We start from the raw sequence: 25274 nt of genomic DNA, 5'->3' as shown, positions 1-25274 counted from the left end.
GGTAAAATGCTGGATTCTTCCTTTTGTTTGCCTTGGGCCTTCTGTCGTGACCTCAGTATTGATCATTTCCGGTTCTGCCGCTTTGTCCGATTTTCGCCGGCAGCGCCTGCTGCGCACCCTGACGGATCTGGGTTTGCCGGTCGCGGCGGTGACGGCTCAGGCCTGCTATTTCGTCGGGGTCGACGAGGCCTTGTCCGAAGCCGATCAGGCGCGGCTGGACGCCTTGCTGGACGACGGCCGCCGGGAATCCTGGCAAACCGGTCGCCATGCGGTGGAATTTCTGGTGGTGCCGCGCCTGGGCACGATTTCCCCCTGGGCCAGTAAAGCAACCGACATCGCCCGACATTGCGGTCTGCCGCAGGTGCATCGCATCGAACGCGGATTGCGCTACGCCATCCAGCCCGAACGCAGTCTGCTGGGTACGCAAAAACTGACCGACGCCCAGATCCAGGCCATCGCCGCCTGCCTGCATGACCGCATGACGGAAACCGTCGTTCCCGCCGATTTCGATGGCCAGGCCCTGTTCGCCCCGGTGGACGGCCAGCCGGTGCAGGCGGTGCCCGTCATGGCTCAGGGCCGCGCGGCCCTGGATGACTGCAATGCCCGCCTGGGTCTGGCGTTGTCGGCAGATGAAATCGACTATTTGCTGCGGGCCTATCGCGACTTGGGGCGCGATCCCACCGACGTCGAACTCATGATGTTCGCCCAGGCCAATAGCGAACACTGTCGCCATAAAATTTTCAATGCGCACTGGTCGCTGGACGGTCAGGCGCAGCCGCAGACGCTGTTCGACATGATCCGCGCCACGCATGCGGCCCAGCCCGAAGGCACGGTGGTGGCGTATTCCGACAATGCCGCCGTCATGGAAGGCGGTCCGGCATCGGTGTTTCATGCCGGCAGTGCGCAGGACACCGCCTATCGCCGTCACGACATCACGGCGCATGTCCTGATGAAGGTCGAAACCCACAACCATCCCACCGCCATTGCGCCGTTTCCCGGTGCGGCGACGGGCGCGGGCGGCGAAATCCGCGACGAGGGCGCCACGGGACGCGGCTCCAAACCCAAGGCCGGTCTGACGGGGTTCACGGTGTCCAACCTGCGGGTGGACGGTGCCGTCGAACCCTGGGAAGGCCCGGCCAGCGCGCCGGAGCGCATCGCCACGCCGCTGGACATCATGATCGAAGGCCCCATCGGCGGGGCGGCGTTCAACAATGAATTCGGGCGCCCGAACCTGCTGGGGTATTTCCGCAGTTTCGAGCAGACCGTGGACGGCGTGCGCTGGGGGTATCACAAGCCCATCATGCTGGCCGGCGGCCTGGGGCAGATCGATGCCCGGCTGACGCACAAGGACCCCTTGCCTCCCGGCGCCTTGCTGGTGCAGCTGGGCGGGCCGGGCATGCGCATCGGCATGGGCGGCGGCGCCGCGTCCAGCATGGGCGCCGGCACCAATCAGGCCGACCTGGATTTCGATTCCGTGCAGCGCGGCAATCCGGAAATGCAGCGCCGCGCCCAGGAAGTCATCGACCGCTGCTGGCAGCAGGGGGGCGACAACCCCATCCTGGCCATTCACGACGTGGGCGCGGGCGGCCTGTCCAATGCTTTCCCCGAGCTGGTCAATGACGCCGGGCGGGGGGCTGAATTCGAATTGCAGCGCGTGCAGCTGGAAGAATCCGGTCTGTCGCCCGCTGAAATCTGGAGCAACGAATCTCAGGAGCGCTATGTGCTGGCCGTGCTGCCGGCGGATCTGGATCGTTTCGCCCGGATCGCGGATCGCGAGCGCTGTCCCTATGCGGTCGTGGGTATCGCCACGGAAGAACGCCGCCTGCGTGTGACCCTGGGCGAGGGCCTGCCCGGCCTGGATCGCCCGGAAGGCGAGCTGCCCGCCACCAGCCTGCGGCCCGTGGATGTGCCGGTGGACGTGATCCTGGGCAAACCGCCGCGCATGCAGCGCGAAGCGACCCGTTCAACGGTCGCCAGCCAGCCGCTGGATCTGTCCGGTGTTGAACTGCCCGATGCGGTGGAACGCGTGCTGCGCCATCCGACGGTGGCCAGCAAATCTTTCTTGATCACCATCGGCGATCGCACGGTGGGCGGCCTGACGGCCCGCGATCAGATGGTCGGTCCGTGGCAGATCCCTGTCGCCGATTGCGCCGTCACTCTGCGCGACTACGAAGGCGTGGCCGGCGAGGCCATGGCCCTGGGCGAACGCAGCCCCATCGCCGTGATCAATCCGGCGGCTTCCGGTCGCATGGCGGTGACGGAAGCCCTGACCAACCTGGTCGCCGCCGGAGTGGCCCGCCTGGAAGACATCAAACTATCCGCCAACTGGATGGCGGCCTGCGGCGCGCCGGGCCAGGATGCGGCCTTGTTCGATACCGTGGCAGCCGTCAGCGACTGGTGCCAGACCCTGGGCCTGTCGATTCCGGTGGGCAAGGATTCCCTGTCCATGCGCACCGCCTGGCAGGACGATGCCGGTGATCAGCAGGTCGTGTCCCCGGTGTCGCTGGTCGTCACGGCGTTTGCGCCGGTGGCGGACGTGCGCGCCACGGTTACCCCGCAGCTGCGCACCGATGCGGGCGATTCCGTGTTGCTGCTGATCGATCTGGGCGAAGGCCGTCAGCGCATGGGCGGTTCCGTCCTGGGTCAGGTCTATGGCGGCATGGGCGCTGAAACCCCCGACATGCAGGACGGCAGTCTGCTGCGCACCGCCTTTCTGACGGTGCGTGAACTGGTGGCGCGCGGCTGGGTGCTGGCCTGCCACGATCGTTCCGATGGCGGGCTGCTGGCCGCCGCCGCGGAAATGGCCTTTGCCGGTCACGTGGGAGTGTCCTTGAATCTGGACATGCTGACCATCGACCCGCACACCGCCGACGCCGGCGACTACAAGATCCGCAACGATCAGGTCGCGGTCCTGCATCACGAACACAATCTGACGGCGCTCTTCAACGAAGAAGCCGGCTGGCTGCTGCAAGTGCCTCGCGCCCATCGCGACGAGATCCTGCAGTTCCTGCGCCAGGCCGGTCTGGCGGCCATCACGCAGGTCGTGGGCATGTTGAACACCAGACAGGAACTGCAGGTGTTCCGCGACGGCGCCATTCTGTATCACCGGCCCTTGTCCGAACTGGGGCAGATCTGGAGCGAGACCACCCGCCGCATCATGGCGCGGCGTGATCACCCCGATTGCGCTCAGGCGGAATATGACACCTGGCTGGACGTGGACAATCCGGGGCTGACGCCGACAGTCGGCTTTGATCCGCAGCAAGACGTGGCGGCGCCGTTCATCGCCAGCGGCGTGCGTCCTCGGGTCGCCATCCTGCGCGAACAGGGCTGCAACAGCCAGGTGGAAATGGCCTGGGCCTTCGACGTGGCCGGCTTCCAGTCCGTGGACGTGCACATGACCGACCTGCTGACCGGGCGCATCCGCCTGGACGATATGCAGGGCCTGATCGCGGTGGGCGGTTTCAGCTACGGCGACGTGCTGGGCGCAGGCGAGGGCTGGGCGCGCACCATTCGTTTCAATGCGGCCTTGTCCGATCAGTTCGGCGGGTTCTTTGCGCGCCCGGACATCTTTGCCCTGGGTGTCTGCAACGGCTGCCAGATGCTGGCCGCTCTGGCCGATATGATTCCGGGCGCGCAGCACTGGCCGCGTTTCACCCGCAACATCTCGGAAAAATACGAGGCGCGGCTGTCGCTGGTGGAAATTCTGGATTCACCGTCCTTGTTCTTTGCCGGCATGGCCGGGGCGCAAGTGCCCATCGCCGTGGCGCATGGCGAGGGCTACGCCGATTTCAGCCGCCAGGGCGATGCCAGGCAAGCGCTGGCGGCGGCGGCCTTTGTGGACAATCGCGGGGTGCGTACCCAGGCGTATCCGGCCAATCCCAACGGCAGTCCCGATGGCCTGACCGCCGTCACCACGGCGGATGGCCGCTTCACCGCCATGATGCCGCACCCGGAACGGGTCACGCGCAACGTCGCCATGTCCTGGCGTCCAGCCCGTTGGGGCGCGGCGGATCAGGGCGGGGATGACACGGTGCACGGCGGCTACACCCCCTGGATGCGGATGTTCCGCAACGCCCGGGTTTTCCTCGACTGATCAACCCCGTGCCTGTGCTCCCGACGGCCCCTGGAAGTCGGGGGCGAAATCGTCCACGGCAATCACCCGGTCGCGCAGGGCGTTGCGTTCGCGCAGACGTTCGTATTCCTCGTCCGTCAGCCCGCCTGCGGCATGAACGGCCTCGGCGATGTCGCGCACGTTGGCGCGCGGATCGGCGGCGGGGATCTGCCCCGATTTTTCGAATGCGCGTACGCGGGCGTCCAGCGATTGCGTGTCCAGCACGGCCTGCAGCGCGGCTTCCAGGACGCCTATGGGATCTTCCAGATCCGTGGGCACGTGGACCAGTCGGGTCAGGCGATCTCGGGCGGGGCCTGGCGCGCAGAGCGCATCCGCCACGGCGGCGGACAGCGCGTCCGAGGGCGGCGAGAAGCTGCGGCCCCAGGGGAACAGCAGCACTTTCAGCGTGCAGGCCAGGAAACGGTTGGGGAAATTGCGCAGCACCCCGTCGATGGCGTCCTGCGCCCGGCAGAACGCATCCTGGATGGCCCAGTGCGCCAGCGGCGCATCGGCGGTCTGGCGGCCTTCATCCTGGAAGCGCTTGAGCGTCGCGGAAACCAGGTAGAGCTGCGACAGCACGTCGCCCAGGCGGGCGGACAGGGATTCACGGCGCTTCAGCGATCCGCCCAGCACCAGCATGGCAACATCCGCCAGGGTAGCGAAGGCGGCGGAAAATCGTGTCAGTTGCCGGTAGTAGCGCGCCATGCCGGGATCGACGCCGGTGTCGGGGCGGGCCAGCAGGGCGCCGGTCCAGCCGTGCCAGATCGCGCGCATTTTATTGCCTGCGGTATGGCGCATGTGCCCCCAGAACGCCGTGTCGAAATCCGCCAGCCCCTGTTCCGGGTCGCTGGCCTGCGCCGCCCGCATTTCCGCCAGCACGAAGGGGTGGCAGCGGATGGCGCCCTGGCCGAAGATGATCAGGCTGCGCGTCAAGATGTTGGCGCCTTCGACGGTGATGCCCACGGGAATCTGCTGGTAGGCCCGCCCCAGAAAGTTCTGTGGTCCCAGGATGATGCCCTTGCCGCCGAGAATGTCCATGCCGTCGTTGACCACGTCCCGCCCGCGTTCCGTGATGTGATATTTGGCGATGGCCGACAGGACGGCGGGCTTCTCGCCCAGATCGACTGCGCCTGCGGTCATGGAACGCACGGCGTCCATCAGATAGGTGTTCGCGCCGATGCGGGCCAGCGGTTCGATGACGCCTTCGAAATGATGGATGCGGGTGCGGAACTGATCACGGACCGCGCTGTAGGCGCCGACCGTCCGGGCCGTCAGTTGCGCCATGCCGGCATAGGATGCGGGCAGCGAGATCGAGCGCCCGGCTGCCAGGCATTCCATCAACATGCGCCAGCCCTGGCCTGCGCGTTCCGGGCCGCCGATGATGAAGTCCAGCGGCATGAAGACGTCGCGCCCTTGTGTGGGGCCGTTCATGAACATGGCGTCCAGCGGAAAATGGCGCCGACCGATCTCGACGCCGGGGTGGTCGCGCGGCACCAGGGCGCAGGTGATGCCGATGTCGGGTTCATCGCCCAGCAGCCCGTCCGGGTCATAGAGCCGGAACGCCAGGCCCAGCACCGTGCAGACCGGCCCCAGCGTGATGTAGCGCTTGTCCCAGGTGACGCGCATGCCCAGGGTTTCCCGGCCTTGCCACAGTTCTTTGCAGACGATGCCGTGATCCGGGATGGCGGCGGCGTCCGATCCGGCCCAGGGGCTGGTCAGGCCGAAGGCAGGGATCTCTTCGCCGCGCGCCAGGCGGGGCAGGTAGTGATTTTTCTGTTCTTCCGTGCCGTAGTGCAGCAGCAATTCTGCAGGCCCCAGGGAATTGGGCACCATGACGGTGACCGACAGTGCGGAATTGCGCGATGCCAGGCGGGTCACGACCGCTGAATGGGCGCTGGCGGAGAACTCCAGCCCGCCGTATTGCTTTGGGATGATCATGCCGAAGAAACGGTGCGTCTTGATGTAGTCCCAGGCCTCGGCAGGCAGGTCCAGGTCCTGGCGCGTGACCTGCCAGTCGCGCACCAGGGCGCACAGCGTTTCGACTTCGTGATCCAGAAAGGACTGTTCTTCGTCCGACAGCCGGGGCGCAGGGATGGCATGCAGGGCGCGGGCGCTGGGCCGTCCGGAAAAGAGGTCGCCGTCCCACCAGACCGTGCCGGCCTCCAGGGCCTCGCGTTCGGTGTCCGACATGCGGGGCAGGATGCGCCGGAACAACCGGTACAAGGGCCGGCTGAGAAATCTCAGGCGCCAGTCCCGCCGCGTCAGCACGCAAGCCAGCGCAATCAGGATGAGGATGATCAGAAGCAGCACGACAGTCATGACGCGACTCCAGGTTCGGGTTTTCGTGTTCAGACGTTCAGAACATGATACCGCTTGAGGATTGCGGTCAATGCGGGCCTGTGCCCTGGTTCCTGCGCTGCGGCCAGGCGCTTGCCGATATTGTCTAGGGGTTTATCCGTAGGCCCCTACGGCGTATAATCCTGCTTTGCCCGGAGTCTATACAGTCTATGCGTCTGATCAAAAAAGCGCTCACCTTCGACGACGTTCTCCTGATTCCTGCCTTTTCCCAGGTTCTGCCGCGCGACACGCGCCTGACCACGCAGCTGACGCGTGGCATCCAGTTGAACATCCCCCTGGTTTCCGCCGCGATGGACACCGTGACCGAATCCCGCCTGGCCATCGCCATGGCTCAGGAAGGCGGCATCGGCATCATCCATAAGAATCTGGGCGCCGACGAGCAGGCCCGCGAGGTCGCTCGCGTGAAACGCCACGAATTCGGCATCGTCATCGATCCCATCACCGTGACTCCCACGATGAAGGTCCGCGACGTCATCGAACTGCAGCGCCTGCACGGCATCTCCGGCCTGCCGGTGGTCGAAAGCGGCAAGCTGGTGGGCATCGTCACCAACCGCGATCTGCGATTTGAAGACCGCCTGGATGTGTCGCTGCGCGAAATCATGACGCCCCAGGATCGTCTGGTCACGCTGCGCGAGGGCGCCACCCTGGAAGAAGCTCAGGCCTTGATGCACAAGCACCGTCTGGAACGTGTGCTGATCGTCAATGAAAAATTCCAGCTGCGCGGCCTGGCCACGGTCAAGGACATCGTCAAAAATACCGAGCATCCCCTGGCCAGCAAAGACGCCCAGGGCCAACTGCGCGTGGGCGCGGCGGTGGGTGTGGGCGAGGGCACCGATGAACGCGTCGAAAAACTGGCGGCTGCCGGGGTCGACGTCATCGTGGTCGATACCGCGCACGGCCATTCGGCAGGCGTCATCGACCGTGTGCGCTGGGTCAAAAAACACTATCCGAACATCCAGGTGGTGGGCGGCAACATCGCCACGGCAGCGGCGGCTCGTGCTCTGGTCGAGGCTGGCGCCGACGCCGTCAAGGTCGGCATCGGGCCGGGTTCCATCTGCACCACCCGCATCGTGGCCGGTGTCGGCGTGCCGCAGATCACGGCCATCGCCGACGTTGCTCAGGCCCTGGAAGGCACGGGCGTGCCGCTGATCGCCGATGGCGGCATCCGCTATTCCGGCGACGTGTCCAAGGCCTTGGCCGCAGGCGCATCCACCTGCATGATGGGCGGCATGTTCGCCGGCACCGAAGAAGCCCCCGGCGAGGTCGTCCTGTTCCAGGGACGGTCCTACAAATCGTACCGGGGCATGGGCAGCCTGGGCGCCATGGCCGATGGTTCGGCGGATCGCTATTTCCAGGATCCGAACAACAACGTCGACAAGCTGGTGCCCGAAGGCATCGAGGCGCGTGTGCCCTACAAGGGCAGCGTCATCGCCATCATCTATCAGCTGGTAGGCGGCATCCGGGCCTCGATGGGCTATTGCGGCTGCGCCACGATCGCCGATCTGCATGCTCAGGCTGAATTCGTCGAGATCACGGCAGCCGGGGTGCGCGAATCCCATGTCCACGACGTGCAGATCACCAAAGAAGCCCCCAACTACCGGGCCGATTGATATCAGGCCTTGGTTGGACACAGCGCCCGCCTTATTTTGGCGGGCGTTGTTTATTCAAGGGGGGCGGCGCCTGCGTCCAGCAAGGCTTCAACCACCAGATCCGGGTCGCTGATCATGGCGTCATGACCGCAGGCCAGGTCGCGCCAGCGCCAGCGGGATCCATACTGCGCGCGCGCCCATTCGTAGCCTTGCCCAACCGCTTGAAAGGGTGTCCCTGTGCAGCGCAAATAGGTCGCCGGCAGGTTGTTGCCTAGTGGGTGATTCAGGTGCAGCGCTTCGCGGTAGGTGCCGATCGGTTGGGGCGTCAATCGCGCTTGCACGTACGCAATGTCCGCCGCCGTGGTGAGTCCCAGGCTGTCTGGCCGAAGCGGGGGGATGCCGCCGCTACGGGCGGCGCTGAGTTCCAATCGCTCGACTGTCGTCTCGGGCAGCGTATCGAATGTTGATTTTCCCGGCGGCAGCAGAAAAGCATCCAGATAGACCAGGTGCTGGATGCGTTCGGGCAGGCGGTCGGCGGCGCCGGATATCACCAGCCCGCCAAAGCTATGACCCACCAGAATGATGTCGCGCAGGTCATGCCGGGCCAGCAGGTCGCACAGATCCTGGATGAAAGCGCTGAGCGTGATGGCCGGGCTGAGCATGTCGCTGCGCTCGGCCAGGCCCGGCGAGGTGGGGGTGTATACCTGATGGCCTGCATGGCGCAGCTGGTCGGCGACGACGGACCAGCACCAGCCGCCGTGCCAGGCGCCGTGGACCAGGACATACGTCTGTGGTGCGGTCATGTGGAAACCCCCGTCTGTTTCTGCAAGCGCAGGATAGGCGCCGCGCCGCCCAGCAGGCCTAATGCGCCCAGCACCAGGGCGAATTCCAGCGGTGCGTTGAACCAGGCGTGTGTGAGGCTGAAAAACAGCGGTCCGATCAGCTGTCCCAGTGCGAAGGATGCCGTCATGGCCGCCATTTGCCGTTTGGCTGCGGGGGGGCCGACGGTAGCCTGGGCTTCCTGCAGGCCGACCATGGTGATCACCATGAAGGTGCTGCCGACGCAGGCGGCGGCGATCAAGATCGCCGGCAGGGCGTGCCAGATGGCCGGCATCAGGACGCCGATGGCCATCACGACCTGGGCGCCTGCCCAGACCTGTGGGCGGCTGAATCGCTGCGCCAAGCGGCTGGCGATCAAGGTGGAGACGGCTCCGGCCAGCCCGAAGACCGGCCAGGCCAGGCTGAACAGCCAGGGGTCGGGCACCAGCAGGCGAGCCTGAGCAGGTAGAAACGTAGCCGGCAGGATATAGCCGAAGCCATACACGCCGTAGCACAGGATCAGTCCCCAGTGCAGCGGTGTCGGTCCCTGGTCTGGGGGGGTGTCAGCAGCGGGGACGGGGGGATTCGGAGTCGGGGTGTCGTCCGTGCCGGGTGGGATAGGGGCGGCTGCAGATTGGCAGGGTTCGGGCGTCGTCCACAGCATGGAGGCCCCCATCAGGCCCAGCAAGGCCGCCGCAGCCAGCCACAGCCAGGCCTGCGAGGCCGTCGTCCCCAGCAGTGTCAATCCCATACAGGCCAGCCCCGCGAACATGATTCCGCAACCCACGCCGGCGAAGACGATGCCGCTGTGCCTTTCCTGGCCTTGGGCGTTCAGACGGGCGATACACAGCGACGCGGTGCCGATCAGCACCCAGGCGCTGGCTACTCCGGCCAGCAGCCGCCAGATCAGCCAGCCGGCCCAGTGTGTGTCCAGCCCCATCGCAGCGGTCATCAGCACGACCAGCCACAGGCCCCGGCGCAGCAGCGTGGCGGGCGGCCAGCTCATGTGCGTCACCAGCAAGGCGCCCAGCAGATAGCCCAGATAATTGGCGCTGGCCAGCCAGCCGCCTTGGGCCAGCGTCAAGCCCAGATCAGCCTGCATCATGGGCAGCACCGGCGTAAAAGCGAAGCGACCGATGCCCATGGCGACCGCCAGGGCCAGCAGCCCGGCCAAGGGCAGGGGAAGAGTGAGTATGCGGAGGATGGCCATGGATGGGATTGTTGGCAGCAGACCCAGCTACTGTAATGGCTGCGGGCGCTTCAGGCCAAGTCCAGTCGGCGAGACATGGTCAGAAGAGCGCCCGGTGCACGTCTGATCGTGCTTGTCCGTGGAAGGGGAACTCATCCATGGGTTACATTAATGCCTTGAATAGCCTTCGACGTCAGCCATCATGCATCAGCGCATCCTCATCCTGGACTATGGTTCACAGGTCACCCAACTCATTGCCCGCCGCGTGCGCGACACCGGTGTCTACTGCGAGATCCATCCGGGCGATGTAGACGACGACTTCATCCGCAATCAGCTGGCGCAGGGCTTGAAGGGCATCATTCTGTCGGGCAGTCATGCCTCGGCCTATGCCGACGAATCCTTGAAAGTACCCGGTGCGGTCTTCCAGGTCGGTGTGCCGGTGCTGGGCATCTGCTACGGCATGCAGTCGATGGCGATGCAATTGGGCGGCAAGGTCGAATTTTCCGATCACCGCGAATTCGGCTATGCCGAAGTGCGCGCCCACGGTCACACCCGGCTGCTGAGCGGCCTGCAGGATTTCGAAACCCCCGAAGGCCACGGCATGCTGAAGGTCTGGATGAGCCACGGCGACCGCGTCACGGCGTTGCCGCCGGGTTTCGTCCGTATGGCGTCCACGCCCTCGTGCGAGATCGCGGGCATGGCCGATGAAACGCGCGGCTTCTACGCCGTGCAGTTCCACCCCGAAGTCACTCATACCCTGCAGGGCCAGGCCCTGTTGCAGCGTTTCGTCACCGAGATCTGCGGCTGCGCCCGCGACTGGAACATGCCCGACTATGTGGCCGAATCCGTCGCCCGCATCCGTGAGCAGGTCGGTTCCGACGAAGTCATTCTGGGTCTGTCGGGCGGGGTGGATTCTTCTGTGGCCGCCGCCCTGATTCATAAAGCCATCGGCGATCAGCTGACTTGCGTGTTCGTCGATCACGGCCTGCTGCGTCTGAACGAGGCCAAGCAGGTCATGGACACCATGGCGCGCCATCTGGGCATCCGCGTCATCCATGTCGACGCCAGCGAACAGTTCATGAGCAAGCTGGCCGGCGTCGCCGACCCGGAAGCCAAGCGCAAGATCATCGGTCGCGAATTCGTCGAGGTCTTCCAGGCCGAATCCGCCAAACTGACGTCCGCCCGCTGGCTGGCCCAGGGCACCATCTACCCGGACGTCATCGAATCGGCGGCATCCAAGACCGGCAAGGCCGTCGCCATCAAGTCCCACCACAACGTGGGCGGCCTGCCCGACACCCTGAACCTGAAGCTGCTGGAACCCCTGCGTGAGCTGTTCAAGGACGAAGTCCGCCACCTGGGTCTGGCCCTGGGTCTGCCGCCCGAAATGGTCTTCCGCCACCCGTTCCCCGGCCCGGGCCTGGGCGTGCGCATCCTGGGCGAAGTCAAACAGGAATACGCCGACCTGCTGCGCCGCGCCGACGACATCTTCATCACCGAACTGCGCAACACCATCGATTCGGCGTCCGGCAAGTCCTGGTACGAATTGACATCCCAGGCCTTCACGGTGTTCCTGCCGGTGAAATCCGTGGGCGTGATGGGCGATGGCCGCACCTACGACTACGTCGTGGCTCTGCGCGCCGTGCAGACCACCGACTTCATGACGGCGGATTGGGCGGAATTGCCGTATTCGCTGCTGAAGAAGGTCTCGTCGCGGATCATCAATGAGGTCCGGGGGATCAATCGGGTTACGTATGATGTGTCGAGCAAGCCGCCGGCTACGATCGAGTGGGAATGATCCGCTTGGCCTTTTACTGGAAACCGCTCTGACAGAGCGGTTTTTTCATAGGTGGCCCCCCATTCGCCTTGGTGCATATCAATAGCAAGTCTCGACGATGCCAAGGACGCCGCGACAGATTTCGCTTGATTAATACATAGCCGTATGATTATTATATAGTCTAATGGTTATGGATTTGAACAGTGAACACACACGACGCCCTGTTTAGAACGCTGGCTGATCCGACGCGCCGGGCGATCTTCGAGCGGCTATGTCGCGAAGGCGAACAGACGGTCGGGGCGCTGACGGCTCAGGCGGGAATTTCGCAGCCGGCGGTGTCGAAGCATCTCGGCATCCTGAAACAGGCTGGCCTGGTGCAAAACCGTCATGAAGGGCGGCAGACGCACTACAGCGCGCAGCTCGACGCGCTTGCCCCGCTGATCGACTGGACAAATCAGATGACGCGCTTCTGGCAAGACAGGTTTGACGATCTCGAAGACCTACTCAATCGGATGGACCAATGAACGACATACCGACCGACACACGCACCGTCGTTGTTGAGCGCGAAATCGCGCATCGGCCAGAAAAAATCTGGCGGGCGCTCACGCAGCCCCACCTGATCCAGGAATGGCTCATGAAGAACGACTTCAGTCCGGTCGTCGGCCACCGCTTCAAGCTGCGTGGCGATTGGGGCGGTGTGCTGGATTGCGAAGTGCTCATCGTCGATCCGAACACGACTTTGTCCTATACGTGGAATTTTACGCACGACGATCCCGCCTTCGATCTGCAAAGTGTGGTGACCTTCACTCTCGAACCTATACGTATAGGAACCCGCTTGCGGGTGGAGCAAGCAGGTTTCCGGCCCGATCAAAAACGGGCACTCGGCGGCGCGAAGGCGGGGTGGCGGGACTTCTTCGAGAAGCTGGAGCAGATTTTGCCCCAGGTCGATTAAAAGCCATCCATGCGATTCCAACCGATGCGTCTGTGGTTCTGGGCGCAACTTCATCAACGCAAATAGCGAAGGAAGCACTCATGAAGATCAAATTGACCAAGGTGTATGTAGACGACCAAGAGAAGGCTTTGCACTTCTATACGCAGGTTCTGGGCTTCGCCAAGAAGGCCGACTTCAGCAACGGGGCGTTTCGTTGGCTGACGGTGGCTTCGCCCGACGAGCCGGAGGGGACTGAGCTGCAGCTTGCGCTCAATGACAATCCGGCGGGCAAGGCGTACCAGCAAGCCATCTTCCAGCAAGGTCAGCCCGCGATCAATTTCTACACCGATGACATTCAAGGCGACTATGAACGCATCAAAACGCGCGGCGGCGACTTCGCAATGGCGCCGACCGAAGTAACCGGCTCGACCATCGCCCAGTTGTATGACGCCTGCGGCAACATCCTCCAGATCACCCAGTTGGCGCGTTGGTAGCGTCGGCGGCCTGTGCGCCCAGAGTATGGCCCGCCTGCTTTAGCAGGCTGCGTGTTTTTTCCAGGTTGCTCGATTTCACAAGCAGGTGGTCTCCATCAAAGGTGGAAACCACAAAGATCCCGATACCGTTGGTCGATAAAGGCTCGATCACGGACAGCACGATGCCGGTTTCATCAAAGGCAAACGGGCCTTGGAATTTGAAGCATGACCAGTCGCCATCCACCTGCACATCGTGCGGGATGCGATCTTGCAGGCAGACGATGGAAAGCTCGTCGTCGGTGCGGCTGATGCTGACGAATCCGCTCCCGTCGGCCCATGCCGGAACAGGATCGGAAGAGCGCAGCCGAGCCACCCCATAGGCTCCGTTCAAAAGCCGCAATTTAACGTGAGACGCCATTTGCATTTACCTTGTCTGACAAAATCGAAAATTTCGCCTGTCGTCTACGACGACCCTGACTACGCAGAACTGTAAAGCCGCCTTAGTGCAATCATCGCGCCGAGTAGCGACAGGGCCGTCAGGCAGGCGAAGGCGAAGGGGAACCCCGCCGCAGTGGCAAGGGCGCCGGCAGCCAGCGCGCCCACGCCTGTGCCCAGGTCAAAAGAGACGTTCCATAGCACCGAGACGCGCGTCAGCCGAGTGGATCCTCCGCGCCTGAAAGCCAGAACGAGAGACGTGCTTTGCAGCCCGCCGTAGGCCAGTCCAAGCAGGACGCTGCCAAGATAAAGCGTCCATTGCGCCGTATGTGGATCGCCGATCGACAGGGCGATACTGAGCGCTGCCATGCCGAGCACCAGCACGACGCACAGTCCGGTGATCATCTTCAGGATGTCGTGGCGGTCGCTGAGCACACCGAAGATCCATCGGGTAGGGGTGGCAAAGCCGGTCAGGCACAACAGCATGATCGCGGCAGAGGGCGCATCCAGGGCCATTTGGCTGGCAAAGGTCAGGACAGCGCCCCCACCGCTGGTGGCGATCAGCAGGACCAGCAACGAGGGGGCGATCAGGCGGAACGTGGAAGGCTGCTTTGATAATCCGGCGTCAGCCGGCGCCTGATCCGAGGCGGCGTGCCGGCCCAGGATGCCGCCCAGCGGGCGGACCAGAACCAGGCCCGCCAAAGGAAGGGTCGCGATCAAGGTCATGGCAAGGCTGCCAAATCGTTGCTCCAGCACGGGGGCCGACGACATGAGCAGCAGCTGGGGCAGTGCAAGCGCCAGGCCGTACACGCCGACGGCGGCGCCCCGTCTGGCGGCGGGTACGAGGAGCGCGATAGCCGTGGCGCCGCCAACCGTCAGGATGCCGAAGCCGATGCCGCGCAGGGCGCTGGAAATCAGGATGGCGGCGGAGCCCGTGCCCAGGGCCTGCAGCGTGGCCGGCGCGCCAAGCGCGATCAACCCCAAGGCCAATACCTTCGCCCACCCGAATGTCCGCAGGGCCTTGTTCATGGCGAATTGAGTCATGATGGTGCTTGCCATCAGGACCGTGGTCACGCTGCCCGCAGCGGCCTCGCTGGCTCCCCTGGCCAGCGCCCACGCAGGCGAGAGCGGCAAAAGAACGCTGAAACTGGCCACGCCCAGGATGATGACGATCAGCAGAAGATTGACGCCCTGAATGCTAAGGATGGGGGTATGGCTGTTGTGTGCGTCCACTCGCGGCGTTTCCTTCGGTTCCAGCTGATCGTCCGCGCAGCGCGGGTGTGCGAGGGCGATCATATCGTATTGGGACGGACCAAGGCGGCGCTTCCAGTCGCGGTGAAAGTCTCTAAAGACTTTCTTGAAACATTCAAGCACAATCTCCCTGACGAAAATCTTTAATCCATGCTTAAAACAGCTCACAAGTGCAGAAAGACTTAATTGATTCATGAATGCGACTGTCATCCTGGGCATGCTCTGCGTGCATCTGATGTGTTTCTGCGTGATGTTCCTGCTGATCAGCACCCGGCTGAACGACAGGAAAATGGGCACGGACGTCTTTGCTGCCGGCCATCTCCTGCTGGGACTGGCCTATCTTCTGCAGTTGCTGGGTGACGGGGGGGTAGCAAGCGTCGTCAATCACACGCTGACGTTCTGCTCGCCCGTGGCGTATATGCTGGGGGCGATTCGCTTCTTTGACCGTCCCGTCCCGGTGTGGCGGCCATTGCTCACAGTGGCCGGCCTCTACACCTTGGCTCAGGTGCTGGTGCAGGCTACCCTGGGGACCGAGGCCCGTCATGCCTTGCTGGCCGCTTCCTGCGCAGCCTTGTTCTTTGGCATGTCCGTGATCTTGCTCTACGGCGTCCGTACGTTCGCCAGAGACCTGCGCGTCGAGATGATCCTGTTTGCCGTTTTGATCGGCGGCATCTGCGCGCTGAATGCTGCGAAATTCATGATGATTCTGCAAGGTGGGCTGCAGGCTCTGGATATGAACAGCCGCTTTCAGATCGCGTTCTACATCTATATGTCGTTCCTGGGCACGGTGCTGCCGCCGGCAGCCGTTTGGCTGGTGTTGAGCCGCCTCGTCGAGCAGTTGCGGGTTCTGTCCGTCAAGGATCCTCTGACCGGCCTGTTGAACCGGCGCGGCCTGACGGAAGGACTGGCTGCGCATTTCCGCTCCAGGGTCGCAGGGTCCGCGCATCTGCTGATCGTGGACATCGATCATTTCAAGCAGATCAACGATGACCATGGCCACCAAATGGGAGATGCCGTCCTGTGCCGCGTGGCGGATGCCCTCAAAGGCACGGCCCGGCAAGGGGATCTTGCCTGCAGGTTGGGGGGTGAGGAGTTTGTCGTGATTGCGCTGAATACCGACCGTGGCGGCGCGCTGTACCTGGCCGAGCGCATGCGCGAGGCGGTGGCATCCAGCCAGGTGAGCGGCAACGATCCGCGCGAACCGGTCCGGTGCACGGTCACCATCGGGGTGTCTCTGGGTTTTGCCAACGCCGAAGCGTTGGACGAAGTCCTGCGGCAGGCGGATGCTGCGCTCTATCGCGGCAAGGCTTCGGGGCGCAATCGTGTGGAATGGGCGCTGGCGGTTTGAATGCAGGACAGCCAGCTTCCCGCAAATCTCGCCATTGCCGCCAAAACCCCGGACGAGTCCGCTCTAAGATGGCGCAGCTGAAGACATGAACGATCAAAATGAGACCGTGATCGATACCCTTCGGACGGACGGCAGCCCTTGGGCCGTCTTTCTGATTTTCCTGCGGCTGGGTCTGACCTCTTTCGGCGGTCCGATTGCGCACCTGGGCTACTTCCGCGATGAGTTCGTGACGCGACGGCGGTGGTTGAACGAACAAAGCTATGCGGATTTGATCGCCCTCTGTCAATTCCTGCCAGGACCGGCCAGCAGCCAGGTCGGCATCGCACTTGGGCTGTCCCGATCCGGCTATGCCGGAGCGTTGGCTGCATGGGCAGGCTTCACGCTGCCTTCGGCGATTGCGCTGATTCTGTTTGCGCTGGGCATTGCCGGTTACGGGGATGCCATGCCGTCTGGCGTGCTGCATGGATTGAAGGTGGTGGCCGTGGCGGTGGTTGCGCAAGCCGTATGGGGGATGGCGCGCAATCTCTGCCCCGACGCGCCGCGCATCACCATCATGGCGGCGACAAGCTGTTTCGCGCTGCTGGCGCCGTCCGTCTGGGGGCAGGTGGGAGGCATCGCCCTTGCAGCGATCATTGGCTTGTGGCTGTTCAAACCACGGCAGGGGTCCGCGCATGACCCGTTACCGATTCCCCTGCGGCGCCGCGCGGGCTTGCTTTGGCTGACGCTGTTTTTTACCTTGCTGATGGGTTTGCCCTTGCTGGCATCCATGCTCCCGAATCAGCCGTTGGCGATGGCGGATGCCTTCTATCGGGCCGGATCGCTGGTGTTTGGTGGCGGACATGTGGTGTTGCCGCTGCTGCAGGCTGAAGTGGTGCAGGCCGGTTGGGTCGGCAACGACGCTTTTCTGGCGGGCTACGGTGCCGCGCAGGCTGTCCCTGGCCCGCTTTTCACCTTTGCGGCGTTTCTCGGCGCCTCGATGAATCAGGCTCCCGCTGGCTGGGTCGGCGGCCTGATCTGCCTGCTGGCGATCTTCGCGCCGTCCTTTCTGCTGGTCATGGGGGCGCTGCCGTTCTGGGAAACTCTGCGCCTCAATATCCGCATGCGGGCGGCACTGTCGGGCATCAATGCCGCTGTGGTCGGTCTGCTGCTGGCAGCGCTCTATCAGCCGGTATGGACGAGCGCGATTCATGCGCCGCAGGATTTCGGCTTGGCTCTGGTGGCCCTGATCGCCCTGATGTTCTGGAAATTGCCGCCGTGGCTGGTCGTGCTGGGCAGCGGTGTTGTTGGCGCCGTATTCAGTACGATTCTGTGAGGCCCTGAAAAGAATCACCTGTCTACGCCGTGATGCCATTCAGTTCGGTGATCACCTCGGATGGCAGCTCGAGTTCGGCGGCGGCCAGGTTTTCGCGCAGGTGCGCGACTGATGAGGTGCCGGGAATCAGCAGGAGATTAGGCGATCGGTGCAGTAGCCATGCCAGCGCCACCTGCCTCGGCGTTGCGCCCAGTCGGCCCGCAATCGCCGCAAGCGTAGAAGATCGCAGCGGTGAAAATCCGCATAGAGGGAAGAACGGCACGTAGGCGATCCCATCGCGGGCAAGCATGTCGATCAAGTCGTCGTCCTGTCGATGCGCAATGTTGTAGTGATTTTGTACGCAGACGATCTCAACAAGCCGGCGCGCCTCGACCACTTGGGCGGTCGTGACGTTGCTCAGGCCGATGTAGCGCACCAGCCCTTGCCGCTGCAGTTCGGCCAGGGCGGTCAACGGCGCCTCGATCGAACCCTCGGTCGGTCCCATGATGTCGAACATGATCCGCAGATTGACCACGTCCAGCACATCGAGGCCGAGATTGCGCAGATTGTCGTGTACGGCCTGCGTCAACTCCTCGGCTGAGAGGGCAGGCAGCCAGGAAGCGTCGTTGCCGCGTCGGGCGCCGACCTTGGTCACGATGACAAGATCGTCGGAGTAGGGGTGGAGGGCCTGGCGGATGAGCTGGTTGGTGATGTGGGGGCCATAGAAGTCGCTGGTGTCGATATGGTCGATGCCAAGTGCGACTGTCTCGCGCAGTACCGCCAGTGCCGCATCGTGGTCCTTGGGCGGCCCGAATACGCCAGGGCCTGCGATTTGCATGGCGCCGTAGCCGAGTCGCTTTACGCAGCAGGTGCCCAGAGAGTAGGTGCTGGTCTGCTTGGAATGACTCATGGTTTTCCTTGGTAGGTTGCGGGACTTGCTGTAAAGCAGTATATGAATGATTCTTCAGTTTTTGAATTCGCATTCCATGAGTAAAGACAGAGCGGCTCTGCAGCCGCGCAAATCCCCGGTCCAGGCCAGATCATCCGCCACCGTCGAGGCACTGCATATCGCTGCCGTTCAGGTTTTGATGCGGGAAGGCCTGGGCCGCTGCACGACGACCAGGGTCGCGGTGCGCGCGGGCACGTCGGTCGGCAGCCTGTATCAGTACTATCCGAATCGCGATGCGCTGCTTGCCGCCATATTGAAGCGACATTTGGATGGCATCGCCGATGCCTGCGCCCGTGTGTGCCGAGAGCAACAAGGCAGGCCGGTCTCTGATATGGCATCGGTGCTGGTTCGCGCCTTTCTGGCTGCTAAGCTGCGCGACCCCGAGGAATCGAAAGCGCTCTATGCCGTGGCGGCGGAACGTGGTGGCGCCGAATTGTGCGCACACGCGCAGGCGCGCATGGCGGCGTCGATCACGGACATGCTCGCCAGCGCGGTCGATGTGCATTTTGACGATCCTGCGATGACGGCCATGATTGCGCTCAATGCGATGATTGGTCCCGTGCGGGCCGTGCTGGAGGGGATGGCCAGCGCCGGAACCGAGGATGGGCTAGAAGCGCAGCTTACGCTGTTGTTGGCATCTTTTTTCCAGGCGCACCCCCGCCGGATGACAGCGGTATCGCCCTAGCTTGTCGCTTGCAGTTAGAACGCCGGGTGGATGCTGAGCGCCAGCATGGATGACAGCTGGCACAATGGCCTGCCGGAGCTTTGCTGCAAGGCATTGAACGCATCCTGCACGGCCTGCAGATCGCGCCGACTGCTGGGGGTTCGGGTGATGGCGCCGGCAAGCACCAGGCGTTCGACCACATGGCTGGTCAGCAGAAATGTATCCTTGCCCGCCAGACGCAGGAATCCAGCCCCGGATCGCCCCCCCAGGCGCGCCCCGTCCTGGGCAAGCCGACGCCATAAGCCGATGATGTCGGTCACAGGCCAATCGGCGATCCAGGCGCCGAAGCTGCCGCCATGTTCCCGGCGGATGTCCAGGATGAATCGGGCATTGCCGGGGATGGTCTGCAATTTGGCGGCGTGGCGGATGATGCCTGTGTTGCGCAGGTGGTGTTCAATGTCCGCCGCGCCGATCATGGCCATGGCCTCGGGATCAAAGCCCGCAAAGGCCTCTTCGAAGGCAGGCCATTTGGCATCCACGACCGAATGCTGCATGCCCGCCTGAAACACCCGCTGCGTCATCGCGGACAGGTATCGATCATCGCCTTTGCGCTTCAGCGCGTCCGGCGCCAGCGCCTGCGGCAGAAAGGCTTCCATGGCCTCGTCGGAATCGAAACGCGCGCGGACCGTGTCGTAAAGCCAGGGATAGCTCAGATGGTTTGTCATTTGACGAGGCTTGCCAGCCCTGGATGCCGCCGGTCTTTGTCCGACAGCGCCGGATCGTTGATCGGCCAGGGGATGGCCAGATCCGGGCAGTTCCAGGCCAGGCCGCCCTCGTCAGCAGGGTCGTAGTAGTCCGTGCATTTGTATTGAAAGATCGCCGATTCGCTCAGGACGCAGAAACCATGCGCGTAGCCTGGCGGAATCCAGATCTGGCGATGGTTGTCGGCGGATAGTTCAGCGGCGACGTGCTGTCCAAAAGTGGCGGACTGCGGATTGATATCCACGGCCACATCAAAGACGGTGCCCTCGATCACCTGGATCAGTTTGCCCTGCGGGCGTTGGCGCTGAAAGTGCAGGCCGCGCAGTACCCCGTAGGTGGATCGCGAGACATTGTCCTGCACAAAATCCAGTGTGATGCCGACCTCCTGGCGGTAGCGGCGGGCGCTGAAGGATTCCAGGAAAAATCCGCGCGCGTCGCCGAATACCTGCGGATCGATCAGACGCACGCCTGGCAGGATGGTGTCGATGACCTTCATTGCCCGCCGCCCTCGCGGCCCAGCGCCAGCAGATATTGTCCGTAGTCCGTCTTGGACAGCCGTTGGCCCCGTTCGATCAGGCCGACGCGATCCAGCCAGCCGTTGTTGAAGGCGATTTCCTCCAGGCAGGCTACTTTCTGACCCTGGCGATGTTCGATCGTCTGCACATAGGTGCCGGCGTCCAGCAGGCTTGCGTGAGTGCCGGTGTCCAGCCAGGCAAAACCGCGCCCCAGCACTTGCACATGCAGATCGCCGCGCTGCAGATAGGCGTTGTTGATATCGGTGATTTCCAGTTCCCCGCGCGCCGACGGGCGCACTTGGCGGGCGATGTCTACAACGTCGTTATCGTAGAAGTACAGGCCGGTGACGGCATAAGGGGATTTGGGCCGCTGCGGTTTTTCCTGAATGGAGATCGCCTGACCGTCGGCATTGAATTCGACCACGCCAAATCGTTCCGGATCTGCCACCCGGTAGCCAAAGACCGTCGCCCCGGAGGGGCGCTGCGCGGCTTCGCGCAGCATCTGGCTGAAGCCGTAGCCGTAAAAGATATTGTCCCCCAGCACCAGGCAGACGCGCTCGTCGCCGATGAAGTCCGCCCCGATCAGAAAGGCCTGGGCCAGACCGTCGGGCGAGGGCTGTTCCGCATACGACAGCGAGATGCCAAAGTCGGACCCGTCGCCCAGCAGGCGCCGGAATCCCGGCAGATCCTCCGGTGTCGAGATCACGAGCACGTCGTGGATGCCCGCCAGCATCAGCACCGACAGCGGGTAGTAGATCATGGGCTTGTCGTAGATCGGCAGCAGCTGTTTGGACACGCCGCGGGTGATGGGGTGCAGCCGGGTGCCGGAACCGCCGGCCAAGATGATGCCTTTCATGGGGCCTGCGCAAGGAGGGAAGCAAGACCCGTAGTTTAATGGTTATGGCTGGTTACAGGTGCGGCTGCGCCATGAGGGCGCTGTTTCCGCAGGAAAATAGGGTCTTTAGGGATCGCGCGGCCCCTGTTTGCTACTATCGCCGCTGTTGATGAAGTACCGGGCAGGCGGTCGATGGCCGCTTTGGCGCCCGGTGGCGTTTGAATGGACAGGATGTCAATCGATGGAAGATTTGAATAGCCGCTACGGCCTGAATCAGGCCCATAGCGAAGTCGTGCAGGCCTGCGCGGTCATCACGCCCTGCGATGCGCTGGACATGGGGTGTTCCAGCGGTCGCAACGCTCTGTATCTTAGCCAGCGGGGGTTCCGTGTCACGGCAGTGGATGCCAACCCCCAGGCCATTGCCACGCTGCAGTCCATCGTCGATCAGGAAGGCATCCAGACGATCGCACCGCAGGTTTACGATATCCAGCAGGCCGACATCGGGGCGGATTATGGTTTTATCGCCTGCACCGTGACGTTGATGTTCATCGACCCGTCGCGCGTGGGCGCCGTGCTGGCCGATATGCAGCAGCGCACCTTGCCGGGGGGATACAACCTGATTGTGTGCGCCATGGATACGGCGGAATATCCTTGCCCCATGAATTTCCCCTTTACCCTGAAACCGGGGGAACTCAGCGCCCAGTATCAGGGATGGGATCTCGTCAAATACAATGAGGACCTGGGCACCATGCACAACGGCGCCCAGCTGCAGTTCGCCACCATGCTGGCGCGCAAGCCCTGATTCAGTAAACCGGCGCTTCGCCTGGCGGGCGCCGTTTGAACCGGCGATGCACCCAGTAGTATTGCTCGGGTATTTCGCGAATGCGCGTTTCCAGGAATTGATTCATCGCCAAGGCGTCGGCCTGATCATCCCCGCTGGGGAACGTCGGCAGGGCGGGATAAATGCGCAGCTTGTAGCCCTGATAGTCTGGCCGCACTTCCGATACAAACGGGACGACGCGCGCGCCGCTTAGCCGCGCCAGGCGCGATACGGCGGTCAGCGTGCAGGCCTGCACACCGAAAAACGGTACGAATACGGAATCACGCAGCCCGAAATCCATATCGGCGGCCAGCATGATGGGCTGCCCCGATTTCAGGACCTTCAAGATCTGGCGGGCGCTGTCATGGCGCGGGATCATGATTGTACCGAATCGCGCGCGCTGCGCCATCGATATTTCGTTGGTCACCTGATCCGACATGGGCGTATAGATGGACGCGACCGGATGACGTGTCGAATAGTACATGCAGGCGGCTTCGATGGCCGCGAAGTGGAACCCCAGGAAAATGGTGGGTTGATCGTAGCGGTCCTGCAGATCGATGGCGCTGTCCAGTTCCACCAGATCCGAGATGGCCTGTGCGCTGCCATACCATTGCACGCCGCGTTCCAGGTAGCTGCGAATCACATGCTGGAAGCAGGCGCGCGCCAGGCGCTGACGGTGGGATTCGGAGTGTTCTGGAAAACACAGGCGCAAATTGGTGTGCAGGATGTGCCGGCGTTTTCCGGGGATCAGGTAGAGCAGGGACCCCAGCCCCTCGCCCAGACGGGCAACCCAATGATAGGGCAGCAGGGAAAGCGTACGGAGCAGGCCCGAAAGCATGCCTGAGAGCAGGGCGGATCGGGCGCTGTGTGTCATGGCGTGAGCAGGTTCCAAGCAGGAAGCCCACATCGGGCCAAGACGTCCATGCTAGCACGCCAGGGCCTGTCCCCCGTCACGACAGCAGCTTCATGCGCTGCTTTTTGCCCTTTATCAGAATGTTGTTCAGATGCGGAAAGGCCCGGTGCGCAATAGCGCGGCTAAGCGCCACATAGGACACCTGATCCGTGATGTGGATCTTGCCGACCTGGTCGCGTGTCAACCCGCCGTCTCCGGTCAGGGCGCCCAGCAGGTCGCCCGGACGCAGCTTGGCCTTTTTACCGCCTAGCACCAGCAGCGTCACCATCGGGGCCTGGGCAGGCCGTCCACCTGTGGATTTCTGGCGGGGCAGCGGTTCCAGTTCCAGGAGCTGTTCAAGCTGCTGCGCGATGCGCGACGCCACGTATTGCTCGTCCGGGGCGCATAGGCTGAGCGCCAGCCCCGATTCCTGCATCCGGCCCGTGCGGCCCACCCGGTGCGTGTGCACCTGGGGATCGCGGGCCAGTTCGACGTTGATCACCATCGGCAGCGACGGAATATCCAGCCCGCGCGCGGCCACGTCCGTCGCCACCAGAATATTGCTGCTGTGGTTCGAGAACTGCACCAGCACATCGTCGCGGTCGCGCTGATCCATGTCGCCATGCAGCGCCAACGCGCTGAATCCTGCCTGTTGCAGGTGGGCAGCCAGATCCGCGCAGGCGGCTTTTGTGTTGCAGAAAACCAGCGCCGATTCCGGCTGAAAATGGCGCAGCAGCATCGCGGTCGCGCTGGCGCGATCCGTCGTGCCGATATCGTAAAAGTGCTGTTCGATCTGCGCCTGGGTATGCACTGCATCGACTTTGACAAATTCCGGGTTGATCACCAGGTGGTCGACGTCGTCGCGGATGCTGTCCGGGTAGGTGGCGGAAAACAGCAGCGTCTGGCGTTGGGTCGGGCAGGCGTGGGCGATCTCGATCACGTCCGCGAAAAACCCCATGTCCACCATGCGGTCTGCCTCGTCCAGCACCAGCGTGTGCACGGCGGACAGATCCAATGTCTGTCGCGCCAGGTGATCCAGCAGGCGGCCCGGTGTGCCGACGATGATGTGGGCGCCATGCGCCAGCGATTCATTCTGGGGGCGTGCAGAGGCGCCGCCCGTCAGGGTCAGCACCTTGACGTTGCCAGCGGCGCGCGCCAGGCGCCGCAGTTCGACGGCGACCTGTTCAGACAGTTCGCGGGTCGGGCAGACGACCAGCGCCTGCGGCGCCCACCGCGCGGGGTCCAGACGGTGCAGAATGCCCAGGCCGAACGCCGCCGTCTTGCCGCTACCGGTCTTGGCCTGCGCAATCAGATCGCGGCCATCCAGGATGATAGGCAGGCTTTGCGCCTGGATCGGCGTCATGGTGGCATACCCCATCTGCGCCAGGTTATCGAGCTGGGCGGGGGAAAGGGGCAGGGTGGAGAAGGTGTGTGTGGTCACGATAGGGCTTGGAGGAGAACCGATGGGGGCAGTCTACCGGTTTATGCCAGATCGAGTGGCGTTCGGGTGACTGATTGCCCGTAGCCAGGGCACAGCCTTGCGGAGAATCGGCTATTGGGATAAATTCAGTCCTTATTATTCCCCACTGCACGGATCATCAAGGATTTGCCATGAAACTAGCCACCCACGTCAGGCCCATCAGTTACTTGAAAGGCCATGCAGCCGAAATCGCCAAAGACATTACAGAAACCGGTGAACCCATGCTCATTACTCAGAACGGCGAGGCCCGCCTGGTCGTCATGGATGTGAGCAGCTATGAACAGAAAGAGCAGACCCTGGCGCTTCTGAAAATGCTGGCGATGGGGCAGCGAGACATCGAGCAGGGTCACTACCGTGATGCGGAAGAGTTCTTGGCCGAACTGGACAAGGAAGACTTGACGTGAAAGCGGTATTGCTTGGCGAGGCTCAGGCCGACATCAGGGAATTGCGCCAGTATGTGACCAAAACCTTTGGCAAGACTACGTGGCAAGAGACCTACGCGGGCATCCAGGTCGCAATCCGTAATATGGCGGCCTTTCCGCTTGGCGGCCATGTTCCGCCTGAACTGACTGAATTGGGACTCTCCCAGTACCGGCAAGTGCTCTCGGGCATGAATCGCGTCATCTACGAAGTGCAAGGCGGGGTGCTTTATATTCACATCGTTTGTGATACACGCAAGGATTTGCGAACGTTGTTGTCAAGGCGGTTGTTGAACCGCTGAATCCTTGTCGACCATTTGTGTAACAAAACACAAAGCTCGCTCTCAACCCTGCTTTCCCTACCTATTC

Annotated in this window: 23 protein-coding genes; 12 read left to right on the top strand and 11 right to left on the bottom strand. The window is 63.2% G+C overall.

Going from position 1 to position 25274, the window contains the following annotated elements:
• The first annotated feature begins 46 nt into the window (after positions 1 to 46).
• Positions 47 to 4093, top strand: a complete 4047-nt coding sequence (gene purL / locus WBF69_RS08875; RefSeq protein ID WP_424263313.1) for a phosphoribosylformylglycinamidine synthase — start codon at positions 47 to 49, stop codon at positions 4091 to 4093.
• Here the strand turns inward: purL and WBF69_RS08870 are convergent, their stop codons facing one another.
• A complete protein-coding gene (locus WBF69_RS08870) occupies positions 4094 to 6430 on the bottom strand; it encodes an acyl-CoA dehydrogenase (protein ID WP_424263311.1) in 2337 nt (778 codons plus the stop codon).
• 188 nt (positions 6431 to 6618) lie between these two features.
• On the opposite strand from WBF69_RS08870, the gene guaB reads away from it, so the two are divergent.
• Positions 6619 to 8079, top strand: coding sequence for an IMP dehydrogenase (gene guaB / locus WBF69_RS08865; protein WP_424263309.1), 1461 nt, complete (start codon positions 6619 to 6621; stop codon positions 8077 to 8079).
• A 50-nt stretch (positions 8080 to 8129) separates the two neighbouring features.
• On the opposite strand, the gene WBF69_RS08860 is transcribed toward guaB, so the two are convergent.
• A complete protein-coding gene (locus tag WBF69_RS08860) occupies positions 8130 to 8861 on the bottom strand; it encodes an alpha/beta fold hydrolase (RefSeq protein WP_424263307.1) in 732 nt (243 codons plus the stop codon).
• Positions 8858 to 10087, bottom strand: a complete 1230-nt coding sequence (locus WBF69_RS08855) for a YbfB/YjiJ family MFS transporter (protein ID WP_424263305.1) — start codon at positions 10085 to 10087, stop codon at positions 8858 to 8860. Before WBF69_RS08855 ends, WBF69_RS08860 begins: the two co-directional genes overlap by 4 nt.
• Positions 10088 to 10268: 181 nt before the next feature.
• Here WBF69_RS08855 and guaA point away from each other — a divergent pair, with 181 nt between their 5' ends.
• From guaA to WBF69_RS08835, 4 genes are all read left to right on the top strand, one after another.
• Entirely contained in the window at positions 10269 to 11861 is a 1593-nt protein-coding gene (gene guaA / locus WBF69_RS08850) for a glutamine-hydrolyzing GMP synthase (RefSeq protein WP_424263303.1), read from the top strand.
• 182 nt (positions 11862 to 12043) lie between these two features.
• On the top strand, positions 12044 to 12364 hold the full coding sequence (locus WBF69_RS08845; protein ID WP_424263301.1) for an ArsR/SmtB family transcription factor: 321 nt from the start codon (positions 12044 to 12046) through the stop codon (positions 12362 to 12364).
• Positions 12361 to 12792 carry an SRPBCC family protein gene (locus WBF69_RS08840; RefSeq protein WP_424263299.1) on the top strand — a complete coding sequence of 144 codons (432 nt, stop codon included), beginning with the start codon at positions 12361 to 12363 and terminating at the stop codon, positions 12790 to 12792. Before WBF69_RS08845 ends, WBF69_RS08840 begins: the two co-directional genes overlap by 4 nt.
• Positions 12793 to 12872: 80 nt before the next feature.
• Positions 12873 to 13265, top strand: a complete 393-nt coding sequence (locus WBF69_RS08835) for a VOC family protein (protein WP_424263297.1) — start codon at positions 12873 to 12875, stop codon at positions 13263 to 13265.
• Here the strand turns inward: WBF69_RS08835 and WBF69_RS08830 are convergent.
• The gene (locus WBF69_RS08830; RefSeq protein WP_424263295.1) at positions 13243 to 13662 is read right to left on the bottom strand and encodes an ACT domain-containing protein; all 420 of its coding nucleotides are present in this window, start codon (positions 13660 to 13662) and stop codon (positions 13243 to 13245) included. The two genes, WBF69_RS08835 and WBF69_RS08830, sit on opposite strands and share 23 nt — an antisense overlap.
• 59 nt (positions 13663 to 13721) lie before the next feature.
• Positions 13722 to 15125 carry an MFS transporter gene (locus tag WBF69_RS08825; RefSeq protein ID WP_424263293.1) on the bottom strand — a complete coding sequence of 468 codons (1404 nt, stop codon included), beginning with the start codon at positions 15123 to 15125 and terminating at the stop codon, positions 13722 to 13724.
• Here WBF69_RS08825 and WBF69_RS08820 point away from each other — a divergent pair.
• Positions 15124 to 16278 (top strand): GGDEF domain-containing protein, encoded by a 1155-nt coding sequence (locus tag WBF69_RS08820; protein ID WP_424263291.1) that lies wholly within the window; start codon positions 15124 to 15126, stop codon positions 16276 to 16278. The genes WBF69_RS08825 and WBF69_RS08820 overlap by 2 nt on opposite strands.
• 85 nt (positions 16279 to 16363) lie before the next feature.
• Positions 16364 to 17590: a chromate efflux transporter gene (gene chrA, locus WBF69_RS08815; protein WP_424263289.1), complete on the top strand. Its 1227-nt coding sequence runs from the start codon at positions 16364 to 16366 to the stop codon at positions 17588 to 17590.
• Positions 17591 to 17612: 22 nt separating this feature from the next.
• Here chrA and WBF69_RS08810 read toward each other — a convergent pair whose 3' ends face one another.
• On the bottom strand, positions 17613 to 18479 hold the full coding sequence (locus WBF69_RS08810) for an aldo/keto reductase family oxidoreductase (protein WP_424263287.1): 867 nt from the start codon (positions 18477 to 18479) through the stop codon (positions 17613 to 17615).
• A gap of 76 nt (positions 18480 to 18555) precedes the next feature.
• Here WBF69_RS08810 and WBF69_RS08805 point away from each other — a divergent pair, with 76 nt between their 5' ends.
• Complete coding sequence (locus tag WBF69_RS08805) at positions 18556 to 19203, top strand: TetR/AcrR family transcriptional regulator (protein ID WP_424263285.1); 648 nt, start codon at positions 18556 to 18558, stop codon at positions 19201 to 19203.
• A 14-nt stretch (positions 19204 to 19217) separates the two neighbouring features.
• Here the strand turns inward: WBF69_RS08805 and WBF69_RS08800 are convergent, their stop codons facing one another.
• The 3 genes from WBF69_RS08800 to rfbA are packed head-to-tail and all read right to left on the bottom strand — an operon-like array spanning position 19218 to position 21315.
• Complete coding sequence (locus WBF69_RS08800) at positions 19218 to 19907, bottom strand: DNA-3-methyladenine glycosylase I (protein WP_424263283.1); 690 nt, start codon at positions 19905 to 19907, stop codon at positions 19218 to 19220.
• A complete protein-coding gene (rfbC, locus tag WBF69_RS08795) occupies positions 19904 to 20440 on the bottom strand; it encodes a dTDP-4-dehydrorhamnose 3,5-epimerase (RefSeq protein ID WP_424263281.1) in 537 nt (178 codons plus the stop codon). The genes WBF69_RS08800 and rfbC overlap by 4 nt, the downstream gene beginning before the upstream one ends.
• On the bottom strand, positions 20437 to 21315 hold the full coding sequence (gene rfbA, locus WBF69_RS08790; RefSeq protein ID WP_424263279.1) for a glucose-1-phosphate thymidylyltransferase RfbA: 879 nt from the start codon (positions 21313 to 21315) through the stop codon (positions 20437 to 20439). The genes rfbC and rfbA overlap by 4 nt, the downstream gene beginning before the upstream one ends.
• 220 nt (positions 21316 to 21535) lie before the next feature.
• Here rfbA and tehB point away from each other — a divergent pair, with 220 nt between their 5' ends.
• Complete coding sequence (gene tehB, locus WBF69_RS08785) at positions 21536 to 22096, top strand: tellurite resistance methyltransferase TehB (protein ID WP_424263277.1); 561 nt, start codon at positions 21536 to 21538, stop codon at positions 22094 to 22096.
• Position 22097: 1 nt separating this feature from the next.
• Here the strand turns inward: tehB and WBF69_RS08780 are convergent, their stop codons facing one another.
• Both WBF69_RS08780 and dbpA read right to left on the bottom strand, forming a co-directional pair.
• Positions 22098 to 22988, bottom strand: coding sequence for a lipid A biosynthesis lauroyl acyltransferase (locus WBF69_RS08780; protein WP_424263275.1), 891 nt, complete (start codon positions 22986 to 22988; stop codon positions 22098 to 22100).
• A 76-nt stretch (positions 22989 to 23064) separates the two neighbouring features.
• The gene (gene dbpA / locus WBF69_RS08775; protein WP_424263273.1) at positions 23065 to 24447 is read right to left on the bottom strand and encodes an ATP-dependent RNA helicase DbpA; all 1383 of its coding nucleotides are present in this window, start codon (positions 24445 to 24447) and stop codon (positions 23065 to 23067) included.
• Between the two features lie 170 nt (positions 24448 to 24617).
• On the opposite strand from dbpA, the gene WBF69_RS08770 reads away from it, so the two are divergent.
• Positions 24618 to 24890, top strand: a complete 273-nt coding sequence (locus tag WBF69_RS08770; RefSeq protein WP_424263271.1) for a type II toxin-antitoxin system Phd/YefM family antitoxin — start codon at positions 24618 to 24620, stop codon at positions 24888 to 24890.
• Positions 24887 to 25207 (top strand): type II toxin-antitoxin system RelE/ParE family toxin, encoded by a 321-nt coding sequence (locus WBF69_RS08765; protein WP_424263269.1) that lies wholly within the window; start codon positions 24887 to 24889, stop codon positions 25205 to 25207. Before WBF69_RS08770 ends, WBF69_RS08765 begins: the two co-directional genes overlap by 4 nt.
• The last annotated feature ends 67 nt before the right edge of the window (positions 25208 to 25274 follow it).

This window comes from Castellaniella sp. (assembly GCF_049673105.1).
Lineage (GTDB): Bacteria > Pseudomonadota > Gammaproteobacteria > Burkholderiales > Burkholderiaceae_B > Castellaniella.
This window is presented reverse-complemented; position numbering and strand designations above follow the sequence as displayed.